Consider the following 11815-nt stretch of genomic DNA (forward strand, 5'->3'; position numbering starts at 1 on the left):
TTACTGTATTTGTCGCCACATGATCCGTCGGCTTGTGCCGCCGTCGCCCGCTGCCTCAACCAGCGTAGTAACGCCGCCGCTGGAGTCGTTGACAATCTTGCGGGTCGCGTCGTTGACGACCGCATTCAGCGTTGGGATACCACCGGTAAAAACCACCCCACTGGACGGGACGTCCGTGCTGTCGATCGCCCCATCACTGTTGGTATCGAGTACCGCGTAGCTGAGCATCTTACCGCTGAACGCATCCAGTTCGACCAGTTTGCCGGTACCGAAGCTGGAACAGGGATCAGTGCTGCCCATGCCGGCGCTGGTAAACACAATGCGCCCCGCCACCAGACTGGCCTGATTGATGACACGTTCGCCAGTCAGCGCGCTGTTGTAAACCAAAGGCAGATACCAGCCCTTCTGTGCCGGGTAGGTCACCTCATTCTGGGTGGTGGTGATGAACCCCGACGACACCCCTGTCACCGCCTGGGCCTGCAAACTGGCGACCGTGAGCTGCCCTGCGCCGCCGTCTGCATCCCAAATGGCATAGAACCCTTGTGGATCCGTGGTCAATTTATCTGCGGTTTCGTTGAATTTTCCCGTCCCGAAAAATACCACTTCACCGCTGGTGGGATGATCCGCCAGCACGGGTTGCGCAGTGATTGACTGGGTCGCGCCACCGGGGGCGGTAAATAACGGATTGCCGGAAAAGGCCAGGCCCCAGCCGTCGGTGGAGGCGCTGCTCAAATCAAACTTCCATAGCCGGCCCTTCAAGTCGCCGCCATACGCAGCCTGCACCACGTTCTGCGCATTGACCCTGAGCTTCACGGAAGAGAGTCCATTGGTCGTCTCAGTACTGTCGATGACGATTTTCTTGATCAGCGAACCGTCGCGAATATCCACCACGTACAACGCGGCCACCCCGGAGTGACTGCCATAGCCGTTGGCAATGAATGCCGCCCAGCGGCCATCCGACAAGCGTGCCACTTCCGGACGGGCATAGGCATAACCCAGATCATTGAATGGGTCGGTACTGGCCGTCGCCGGGGCACTGATTTCCCACAACACCTTGGTCTCATTCCCTGCCGAGGCGTCGAAAAGTTGTACGGCATAGAAGGTCTTGCCGCCTGCCCCGACTCCGCCAAGGGCGAGGGTTTTCCAGGCGCTATTGAGTTGGGCATCAAAGACGCCGATCTGACCGTCAACGAGAAACTTGTGGCCAAGGCCATTGATGTAGTCGGTATCGGCGATCGAATGCAGGGACGCCAGCACGCTGGAGGGCATGTAGGCGTAACGTCGGGCGCCGTTAGCCGCATTGATGACGTTGAGAAAACCATCGTTGGCATTCACCACCAGACTGGCACTCATGTTTGCCGTTTTGGTGGTCAGATAGGTGCTGTAGCTGGTGTCACCGGCCAGATCGGAGGCGGTTTTGTCCAAGGGTGACGCAAGCACCAACGGTGAGTTGATGATGTCCCCGAGCAGAACGGTACGAACCTTCAAGCCGGTTTTATTGATGCCTTTGCTCCACTCCACCAGGTCATTGCCAGTGATGCCCGTCGGCAGGCTCTGGCTGAGCGCAGTCTGCTGAGCACTGGAAAAGTTGCTGTATGCCAGGGTGATGGCCGCGTTGCTCGTGGTGTTCCAGGACTGGAAGGTCGGTGCCGTGGCGGCCGGCACGATGGTTGTGTCGGTGTTCCAGAGCACCGATGCGGTATTGACCGCGCCGCTTGAGGTGAAGCCAAAGGACTTGATCGTGCCGCGCCAGTCCTTGGGGTCGTAGCTGGTCTGGTAATACCTCGAACCCGCGGCCAGGGTGGTCCCGCTGGTCGTGCCGCTGCCGCCGGAGCCCGCCGTGGCGATGATACTGCTCAAGGCCGAAGACAGAGCGCTACTGAGACCGGTACTGTTACTGGCCTGGTAATACTTGCCCTGCCCGTAGGTGGCTGCATCGGACAACATCTGGTTCGCTGTGGTGAAACCCACGGTGTAGGTATTCATGTACTGCCTGGGGAAATCCACCGAGCTCCAGCTTTTCCCTGCGGCATCGGTCCCCGTTGAGCGCATGTCGATGTCGAAGGCGAACTTGGCGATGTCATCCAGGTACAAGGTGTCGCCTATCTCATTGCCATTCAGGTTATTGCCGTCATTGTTCACGCCATCCCAATTAGGCAGATTGCTGCCGCCCAAAGGATCGTCGGTGGGGAACGTTCTGTCATAGGTCGGTAAACCGGAGCTAATCACCACACCGTAATTTTTCTGGCAGCGATACTGGATCGGGCCGGTGTAGGTGGCAGGCGTGGAGTTGTAGTACGGCGTCATACCACGGAAATAGCGGGTGACCTCATAATAGGTTTCGGCCAGCGGCGCATGGGGCACCTCGCTCACTCCACTGCTCCCGGAGCTTTGTCCGTGGATTGTGACGCTCAACCCGTTGATCCCGGCGATCAGTGCGTTGTAGTTGGTATCGGCCTGAGCCTGAGTCACGCTTGCACTAACCACCGACAAATCACTGACCGAACGGACGATGTAACCGCCGACATTTTTATTGCCGGATGCTGGATTGAACGTCGCCAGGCCGATGCGCAGCGCGCGGTTGCCGGCCACCAACGCCGTGGTGGAGTTGCGCGCCACGTTCATCCGGTAATCATTGGGAATCGAACCGTCGGTGAAATCCCGGTCGGAATTGTTGGCCAGACTTATCAGATAGGACAGGTAATTGGCTGAGTAACGAGTCTCCTCGCCACCCACCGGATCGGGAAGCCTCAGGCAAATCGCATTCAAACCTGAGCCGCGATAGAAACCGTACCAACCCGGCGAGCATGTCCCACGAATCAAACTCGACAAAGAAATATTGGTATCGGCCATGTCAAGATCCCGGCCTTTGTTGCACGCGCCATTCGAGTGGCAAGTAGTCACCGGGGCGCGTGCGACCGTCGGGTCGAAGCCTGCCTCCCAGATAATGTTGTTCATATTCTCCGAATCATCGAGCAACAGCATCACATTGGGTGCCACGGCGGCGCCGCTAAACAGCGGCGAGTCCGAGGGCGTGAAGGCGTAAGTCGGCGCTGCCAGGTAAAGGCTCGAGACGGCGCCACAGAACAGCTGCAACAACCAGCGACGCCAATCTGTGCGGGCTTCATTACTTCGCATAAATACTCTCCAGCACGCTGCGCGAATTACCTGCCAGCCCTACCGCTGTGACCCGGTACAGCGTCGAGGAGGTGCCGCTCGGCACGTTGACGGCGCCTTTTGTGGTACCTATGTTCTGCACCCCATAAAAGCCGCTACCGGCGGCAATCCAGGTCACCCCTGAGCTGGAGTTGTGCCCTGCTGCAATCACCACCGACGACTCGGCAGGCGGCCTGCATTGGGTACCCGCACACATCGGTAGTGAGTAGGCCTCCACCTGCACCGCACTTTCACCGACTCGCAATGCCGCCTCGGCCACTTGAAAAGACTGATTGCGCAGGGTCACGCTGCCGGCCATTTTTTCCTGCAAGGTCGCATTCTGCATCGACGAAATGCCGATCAGGGTCAGCAGCAGGAGAAACACCAGGCTGACCAACAGCGCCATGCCGCGCTCGGATTTTGCCGTCATTCGGGGAATACTCATCGGCACTCCACCTACAGCAACCGGTTGCGCAAAGCGGCAACCACGTTATAGGTCTGGTTGCGGACGCGGTTGTTCGGGTCCGTCAGGGTCAAGGTCAAGCGCACACTGCGTATGCGTGCTGGATCGGACGGGTTGCTGGTGTAGCTGGAAGCGGCGATCTCTGTGGCCGAACTGGCGACGCCGAAGGTCACCCCGAATGCGCTGACGTGGTCCACCAACACTTGGCTGGCGGTGGTGCCAGTACCCATCAACAGTTGATTGTTGCTGAAGGTGTAGGTCAGTCGCCGGATCGGGAACGCCAACTGCCCGGTCGAGGCCGCATGGGTGCCGGAATAGGCCGTGGCGCTGTTTCGACAATCGGAGATGACGGTCCAGGTCGGCGCACCGCCGTTGTTGCCGACATCGGCGGTCACCAGGGTCAGCTTGAGGTTGGCGTTGTCCCAGCTGATGGGTGTTGCCGAGTTGGCGGCGAAGTCCGAGCCCGAGCTCGAATCGGTAATCGATCCAAGGCAACCGAACATACCGACCATACGGATTTCCTGGAGCATTTTGCTCAGGACGAAACGCGCATCCTCTTGCATGCTGGCTGACGCGTTCTGGCTGACGTAGGTGTTTTTCGCCGAAATGAATATCTGCGCAACACCCAGCACCACGATCAGGCCCAACGCCAGCGCCACCATCAACTCGATCAGGCCGAAACCTCTGGTGCTTCTCATGGCGACACCGCAGGGTCGACGGCGACGCGGCTGGTCAGCACAAAGGTCCGCTGGGGCGCACTGCCCTGAGCCGGGTCGGCCGCTCCCACAGCCCGTGAATCGTCCCAGTTGATGGTGATGGTGAACACTCGCTGGTTCACCGTGATGCTACCGGTCGCCGTCGGACCGCCAAAAGCGACGATATTGGTGGTGAAGTCATAAAGGTCCTGATCCCGAGCGACGCTAAGGTTGCTCGAGCCAGGAGGCGTGACGGTGTAATCGGCGCTGGAATTGGCGCGGATCCGGTCCAGCATGTCGTAGGCGATAAAACTGGCCTGGCTGGTCATCAGCGAACTGTCGGTGTATTTCAGCGCATTCAACTGAACTGACGCCGCGCCCAGCAACCCCACGCCGAGGATCAGTACCGCAACCAATACTTCGATCAGGGTCATGCCGTCCTGTGCACGCTTGTCCGATCCCGTCATCCGCAATTTCCGCCCAAAACGATTCGTCCATTCAGACACACATTGATCGTCCTTGTTTGCGCCCCCAACACATAATTTATGGTCACGGCTGTAGCAGGTGCCGACAACCCTCCCAGGTTGTTGAAATCGATGTTGGTTACGCCTGAGGTTAGCGTCAACGTGGCGCCGCTGCTCATGGCTGGCACAACCCGCAATACATTCGCCGGGGTGCCGGTGCCATCGTAAACCGACAGTTCCCCGGTCCAGCTGCCACCCTCCGCGGTCGGTCTGAACCGGGTGGTGATGCCCCGGTCCATCGCCGTCAAACGTGCGTGATTGAGCCCGCGCAGCAGGTCGCTGACCTCGGTATCGGCTTTGGCACTCTGTACCGACCGGGTAAATGCCGGAATGGCCATGGTCAGCATAATCACAAAAACCGCCAGAGTGACCATCAACTCAATCAGCGTAAAACCCTTTACGCGGTGGCGCATCGCACACTCCTCAACTGCCATCGTCTATAACTGGTTATACAAGCTAGAACATTCGACACCTGAATGTACGGTTGATTTGCCAGGACCCGCGCACGGATCGCGCACGCCAACACCATCTCCATGGAGGGAGACGCTATGCATCAGAAAGGTTTCAACCTGATCGAACTGCTCGCAGGACTGGCGATTGCCGCCGCGCTCTTGCAGTTTGTCGGCCCGCATTTCAAGCAGCTGATCGAATCGGTGCGTCGGGAGAATGCCGCTCAGACGCTCGTCAGCGGCCTGCGCAACGCCCGTGCCGAAGCCATCCTGCGCAACCAGACCATCGTCATCCATGCCGTGGACGACAACTGGGGCCAGGGCTGGAGAATCATTCTGGATATCAGCGGCAAGGGCCATGAAGACGCCGATAACCCGGTGCTGCATGAGCGCCAGGAGAGCGGACGGGTGACAATTGTCGGCAATAGACCGGTGAAAACCTATGTTCGTTTCACCGGTTTGGGCGAAGCGCTGCTGCCAGGCGGCGGCTTTCGTGCCGGGACCGTGCATGTTTGTGCCACGGACCAGGGCATCAGCCAGCATCAAGTGGTGCTGGCCAAGAGTGGCCGCATCAGCCTGCGCAGCGACAAGACCGAGCAGAAACTGTGCGCGCAGAGCAACAACTCACAGCAGCGAGCGAACGCGTAGCTCTTTGGGCATGGAGAAGGTGACGTTCTCCTCGCGACCGGCCAGCTCATCGGCTCCGGTTGCGCCCCAGGCCTGCAATTGCTGAATCACGCCACGCACCAGCACTTCCGGTGCCGAAGCGCCGGCAGTGATGCCGATCCGCTCGACGCCATCGAACCAGCTGCGCTGCAGGTCTTCGGCACCATCGATCAGATAGGCCGGGGTGGCCATGCGCTCGGCCAGTTCGCGCAGACGGTTGGAGTTGGAGCTGTTCGGGCTGCCGACCACCAACACCACATCGCACTCGTCCGCCAGTTGCTTGACTGCGTCCTGGCGGTTTTGCGTGGCGTAGCAGATGTCGTCCTTGCGCGGACCGCCAATTGCCGGGAAGCGTGTACGCAGGGCGTCGATCACGCGGCTGGTGTCGTCCATGGACAAGGTGGTCTGGGTGACGAACGCCAGTCTTTCAGGGTTTTTCACCTGCAACGCGGCGACGTCTTTTTCATCTTCGACCAGGTAGATCGCCCCGCCATTGCTGCCATCGTACTGGCCCATGGTGCCTTCGACTTCCGGGTGACCGGCGTGGCCGATAAGGATGCACTCGCGACCGTCGCGGCTGTAGCGCGCCACTTCGATATGAACCTTGGTCACCAACGGACAGGTCGCATCGAAGACTTTCAGGCCACGGCCCGCCGCTTCGGTACGCACGGCCTGGGAAACACCGTGGGCGCTGAAGATCACGATGACGTCGTCCGGCACCTGATCCAGCTCTTCGACGAAGATCGCTCCGCGAGAGCGCAGGTCTTCGACGACAAATTTGTTGTGGACCACTTCGTGGCGCACATAGATCGGCGGCCCGAAGACTTCCAGAGCGCGATTGACGATTTCGATCGCCCGGTCTACACCGGCGCAGAAGCCACGGGGGTTGGCGAGTTTGATTTGCATACTGTGCCTCGTGGCTTGCGCGCAAGAAATAGCGTAGACAGTAGAAAACTTACTGTGGGAGCGAGCTTGCTCGCGAAAGCGGTGTAACAGCCGACATCAATGTTGAATGTCAGTCAGCCTTCGCGAGCAAGCTCGCTCCTACATTTTGACCGCATTTGGTCAGTTACAACGCCTTGACGTCGATGATCTCGACATCAAAGGTCAATGTCTTGCCGGCCAGCGGGTGGTTGAAGTCGATGGTCACCTGGGCGTCATCGAAGGCTTTGACCACACCGGGCAGCTCAGTATTCGCCGCATCGTTGAAGATCACCAGCAGGCCTTCGGACAGTTCCATATCCTTGAACTGCGAACGCGGGATGATCTGCACATTTTGCGGGTTAGGCTGACCGAAAGCGTTTTCCGGCAGGATCTGCAGGGTGCGCTTGTCGCCAGCCTTGAAGCCGAACAGTGCGGCTTCGAAACCTGGCAGCAGGTTGCCATCGCCGACCTTGAAGGTCGCCGGGGCCTTGTCGAAGGTACTGTCGACGGTGTCGCCGTTCTCCAGGCGCAATGCGAAATGCAAGGTGACTTCCGTGTTCTGGCGGATGCGTTGCTCAGCCAATAACTGTTCAGTCATGAACGGTTTCTCCGGTTTTTTTACTTTTGAACATATCCAGCGCCAGCATCACTGCACCCACGCTGATGGCGCTGTCGGCAAAGTTGAACGCCGGGAAATACCAGCGGTTCTGCCAATGCACCAGAATGAAATCGATCACATGGCCCAGGGCAATGCGGTCGTACAGGTTGCCCAGAGCGCCACCGAGCACCAACGCCAGCGCAACCGCCAGCCAGGTTTCACTGCGTCCCAGACGCTTGAGCCAGACCACCAGCACCGCACTGACCGCAATTGCGATCACGGCGAACAGCCAGCGCTGCCAGCCTGAGCTGTCAGCCAGGAAGCTGAACGCAGCGCCGGTGTTGTAGGCCAACGTCCAGCTGAAGTAATCCGGGATCACCACGATTTGCTGGTACATCGTCAGCGAGCCTTCGAAGTAGAACTTGCTGGCCTGGTCAATGACCAGTACCAGCAAGCTCAACCAGAGCCAGCTCAGCCGTCCGAAACGGCTAGCAGCATTAGGCATAGTGACGAACCTCGCCGGCACCACTGATGTTGTCGACGCAGCGACCGCAGATTTCCGGATGCTCCGGGTTCACGCCCACGTCTTCACGGCAGTGCCAGCAACGGGCGCACTTGGCGAAAGCGGACTTGACCACTTTCAGCTTGAGGCCAGCCACTTCGGTTTCCACCGCATCGGCCGGCGCTTGCACGAAGGGTGCAACGCTTGCAGTCGAGGTAATCAACACGAAGCGCAGTTCGTTGCTCAGTTTGGCCAGGTCGGCGCTCAGCGCCTCTTCGGCAAACAGCGTGACTTCGGCTTGCAGGTTGCCACCGACGGCCTTGGCCGCGCGCTGGATTTCCATTTCCTTGTTGACCGCAACCTTGACCGCCATGATCCGTTCCCAGTAGGCACGGTCCAGCTCGATGCCTTCCGGCAGTTCGGTCAGGCCTTCGTACCAGGTGTTGAGCATGACCGATTCGTTACGCTCGCCCGGCAGGTACTGCCACAGCTCATCGGCGGTGAAGGCCAGGATCGGCGCGATCCAGCGCACCAGCGCTTCAGAGATGTGGAACAGCGCGGTCTGGCAGGAACGCCGGGCCTTGCTGTCGGTGCCAGTGGTGTACTGACGGTCCTTGATGATGTCCAGGTAGAAACCGCCCAGCTCCTGCACGCAGAAGTTGTGCACCTTGGAATAGACGTTCCAGAAACGGTATTCGCCGTAATGCTCTTGCAACTCGCGTTGCAGCAGCAACGTACGATCCACCGCCCAACGGTCCAGCGCGAGCATTTCTTCAGCCGGCAGGAGGTCGGTGGCCGGGTTGAAACCGCTCAGGTTGGAAAGCAGGAAGCGCGCGGTGTTGCGGATCCGCCGATAAGCGTCCGCACTGCGCTGCAGGATCTGCTCGGAAACCGCGATCTCGCCCGAGTAGTCGGTGGACGCGACCCACAGACGCATGATGTCGGCGCCCAAGGTGTCGTTGACCTTCTGCGGCGCGATCACGTTGCCCAGGGACTTGGACATTTTGCGGCCGCTTTCGTCGACGGTGAAGCCGTGGGTCAGCAACTCGCGGTACGGCGCGTGGTTGTCGATGGCGCAACCGGTCAACAGCGACGAATGGAACCAGCCACGGTGTTGGTCCGAGCCTTCCAGGTACAGATCGGCACGCGGGCCGGTCTCGTGGCCCATCGAGTTGGAACCGCGCAGCACGTGCCAGTGAGTGGTGCCCGAGTCGAACCAGACGTCCAGGGTGTCGCTGATCTTGTCGTAGAGCGGCGCTTCGTCACCGAGCAGCTCGGCGGCATCCAGCTTGAACCAGGCTTCGATGCCTTGCACTTCGACGCGCTTGGCGACTTCTTCCATCAGCTCGACGGTACGTGGGTGCAACTCGCCGCTTTCCTTGTTCAGGAAGAACGGGATCGGCACACCCCAGTTACGCTGACGGGAGATGCACCAGTCCGGACGGTTGGCGATCATCGAGTGCAGACGCGCCTGGCCCCAGGCCGGAATGAACGCGGTGTCTTCGATAGCCTTGATCGCCCGCTTGCGCAGGGTCTCGCCGGTCGCAGGCGCTTTGTCCATGCCGACGAACCACTGCGCCGTGGCGCGATAGATCAGCGGGGTCTTGTGGCGCCAGCAGTGCATGTAGCTGTGGCTGATGGTTTCGGTGTGCAGCAGCGCACCGACTTCAGCCAGCTTGTCGACGATGGCCGGGTTGGCTTTCCAGATGAACTGGCCGCCGAAGAATTCCAGCGAGGTGGCGTATACGCCGTTGCTCTGCACGGGTGTGAGGATGTCGTCGTTGACCATGCCGTAACGCTTGCAGGTCACGAAGTCGTCTTCACCGTAGGCTGGCGCGGAGTGAACCACACCGGTGCCCGCACCCAGCTCGACGTACTCGGCCAGATAAACCGGCGACAGACGATCGTAGAACGGGTGACGGAAATTGATCATTTCCAGCGCCGCGCCCGGAACGGTGGAAATGACCGACCCTTCCAGGTTGTAGCGAGCCAGGCAGGATTCGACCAGTTCTTCAGCCAGCACCAGCAGCTTGTCACCGACATCGACCAGGGCGTAGTCGAACTCCGGGTGAACGTTCAGTGCCTGGTTGGCCGGGATGGTCCACGGCGTGGTGGTCCAGATCACGATCGAGGCTGGCTTGCTCAGCGTAGCCAGGCCGAAAGCGGTCGCCAGTTCGGCTACGTCGACAATCGGGAAGGCCACGTCGATGGTCGAGGATTTTTTGTCCTGGTATTCGACTTCCGCTTCAGCCAGTGCCGAGCCGCAGTCAAAGCACCAGTTCACGGGCTTGAGGCCCTTGAATACGAAACCACCCTTGACCATTTCTGCCAGAGCGCGGATTTCGCCGGCTTCGTTGGTGAAATTCATGGTTTTGTAGGGATTGGCGAAGTCGCCGAGCACGCCGAGGCGGATGAACTCGGACTTCTGCCCTTCGATCTGCTCGGTGGCGTAAGCACGGCACAGCTCGCGGGTTTCGTCAGCGGACAGGTTCTTGCCGTGAGTCACTTCGATTTTGTGTTCGATCGGCAGGCCATGGCAGTCCCAGCCTGGAACATAAGGCGCGTCGAAACCCGAAAGGGTTTTCGAACGGACGATCATGTCCTTGAGAATCTTGTTAAGTGCATGACCGATGTGAATAGTGCCGTTGGCGTACGGAGGACCGTCGTGCAGAACGAACTTGGGACGATCCTTACCAATCTCACGCAACTTCTGGTACAGGCCAATGCTGTCCCAGCGCTGCAGAATCTGCGGTTCGCGCTGAGGCAGGCCGGCCTTCATTGGGAAGGCGGTGTCCGGAAGGTTTAGCGTGGCTTTATAGTCGGTCATTTAAGGCTCTTCATTAGCGATTGGCGCTAGGTGCGGCATAAGCACGGGCTGCGGCGACATCCGCATGGATCGCCGTCTTAAGCGCCTCCAGAGAGGCGAAACGCTGCTCTTCGCGCAGCTTGTGGTGGAAAACCACCGTCACACGCCGGTCATACAAATCGCCGGCAAAATCTAAAAGATGGACTTCCAGGTGGGCTTTGCCGTCACCTGCAACCGTTGGCCGAACACCGATATTGGCGACTCCCGGCCATGGTTGACCGTCGATCTCGACACTCACCAGGTAAACCCCGGACAGCGGCACACGACGGCGTTTGAGTTGCACATTGGCCGTTGGCGTGCCCAATTGGCGCGCCAGCTTCTGCCCATGCAGTATCCGCCCGCAAATCTGGAACGGACGACCAAGCAGACGCTCGGCCAAAGCAAAATCGGCAGCAGCCAAGGCATTGCGTACCTGGGTGCTGCTGACCCGTATCCCGTCGAGTTCAACGGTCTGCGCCGCTTCGACGGTAAAACCTCGATCGCTCCCGGCCTGTTGCAGGAAATTGAAATCCCCTGCCCGATCACAGCCGAAACGGAAGTCATCACCGACCTCCAGATGTTGCACGCCGAGGCCATCGACCAGAATGGTATCGACGAACCCGGCCGCACTGAGCTTGCTCAACCGTTGGTTGAAGGCCAGGCACAAGACCCGGTCGACACCCTCGTCAGCCAGCAGTTGCAGCTTGTCGCGCAAGCGCGCCAGACGGGCCGGAGCCGTGTCCGGAGCAAAGAACTCACGGGGCTGCGGCTCAAATATCACCACGCAGCTGGGCACGCCCAACTCAAGCGCTCGCTCACGCAGTCGGACCAGGATAGCCTGGTGACCACGGTGAACACCGTCAAAGTTGCCAATAGTGGCGACACAGCCCCTATGCCGGGGACGCAAGTTGTGGAGGCCTCGAACCAGCTGCATAACGCGCTTCTTGCTCATAAAGTGGTCGATTATAACCACACCCGGCGGCCGACGACAGG

Annotated in this window: 11 protein-coding genes; 1 reads left to right on the forward strand and 10 read right to left on the reverse strand. The window is 59.6% G+C overall.

Translation table 11 applies throughout. From position 1 onward, the window contains the following. The 5 genes from AC3I0A_RS23520 to AC3I0A_RS23540 are packed head-to-tail and all read right to left on the reverse strand — an operon-like array spanning position 1 to position 5251. Positions 1-3138, reverse strand: a complete 3138-nt coding sequence (locus tag AC3I0A_RS23520) for a pilus assembly protein (RefSeq protein WP_489374961.1) — start codon at positions 3136-3138, stop codon at positions 1-3. After that, on the reverse strand, positions 3128-3601 hold the full coding sequence (locus AC3I0A_RS23525) for a pilus assembly PilX family protein (protein ID WP_489374962.1): 474 nt from the start codon (positions 3599-3601) through the stop codon (positions 3128-3130). Before AC3I0A_RS23525 ends, AC3I0A_RS23520 begins: the two co-directional genes overlap by 11 nt. A gap of 11 nt (positions 3602-3612) precedes the next feature. Then, complete coding sequence (locus AC3I0A_RS23530) at positions 3613-4317, reverse strand: PilW family protein (RefSeq protein ID WP_489374963.1); 705 nt, start codon at positions 4315-4317, stop codon at positions 3613-3615. After that, positions 4314-4781, reverse strand: a complete 468-nt coding sequence (pilV, locus tag AC3I0A_RS23535; protein WP_489374964.1) for a type IV pilus modification protein PilV — start codon at positions 4779-4781, stop codon at positions 4314-4316. Before pilV ends, AC3I0A_RS23530 begins: the two co-directional genes overlap by 4 nt. Further along, positions 4778-5251 (reverse strand): GspH/FimT family pseudopilin, encoded by a 474-nt coding sequence (locus tag AC3I0A_RS23540; RefSeq protein WP_489374965.1) that lies wholly within the window; start codon positions 5249-5251, stop codon positions 4778-4780. Before AC3I0A_RS23540 ends, pilV begins: the two co-directional genes overlap by 4 nt. A 135-nt stretch (positions 5252-5386) precedes the next feature. Here AC3I0A_RS23540 and AC3I0A_RS23545 point away from each other — a divergent pair, with 135 nt between their 5' ends. Further along, positions 5387-5935: a GspH/FimT family pseudopilin gene (locus tag AC3I0A_RS23545; protein ID WP_489374966.1), complete on the forward strand. Its 549-nt coding sequence runs from the start codon at positions 5387-5389 to the stop codon at positions 5933-5935. Here AC3I0A_RS23545 and ispH read toward each other — a convergent pair. From ispH to ribF, 5 genes are all read right to left on the reverse strand, one after another. After that, positions 5912-6859: a 4-hydroxy-3-methylbut-2-enyl diphosphate reductase gene (gene ispH / locus AC3I0A_RS23550; protein WP_489374967.1), complete on the reverse strand. Its 948-nt coding sequence runs from the start codon at positions 6857-6859 to the stop codon at positions 5912-5914. The two genes, AC3I0A_RS23545 and ispH, sit on opposite strands and share 24 nt — an antisense overlap. A 163-nt stretch (positions 6860-7022) precedes the next feature. Continuing rightward, positions 7023-7460, reverse strand: coding sequence for an FKBP-type peptidyl-prolyl cis-trans isomerase (fkpB, locus tag AC3I0A_RS23555; RefSeq protein WP_489378589.1), 438 nt, complete (start codon positions 7458-7460; stop codon positions 7023-7025). 7 nt (positions 7461-7467) lie between these two features. Further along, positions 7468-7980 (reverse strand): signal peptidase II, encoded by a 513-nt coding sequence (gene lspA / locus AC3I0A_RS23560; protein WP_489374968.1) that lies wholly within the window; start codon positions 7978-7980, stop codon positions 7468-7470. Next, the gene (gene ileS, locus AC3I0A_RS23565) at positions 7973-10804 is read right to left on the reverse strand and encodes an isoleucine--tRNA ligase (RefSeq protein WP_489374969.1); all 2832 of its coding nucleotides are present in this window, start codon (positions 10802-10804) and stop codon (positions 7973-7975) included. Before ileS ends, lspA begins: the two co-directional genes overlap by 8 nt. Before the next feature lie 13 nt (positions 10805-10817). Further along, positions 10818-11756 carry a bifunctional riboflavin kinase/FAD synthetase gene (gene ribF, locus AC3I0A_RS23570; protein ID WP_489374970.1) on the reverse strand — a complete coding sequence of 313 codons (939 nt, stop codon included), beginning with the start codon at positions 11754-11756 and terminating at the stop codon, positions 10818-10820. Positions 11757-11815: the final 59 nt, after the last annotated feature.

It is taken from the genome of Pseudomonas sp. KH_024_B2 (assembly GCF_057839965.1).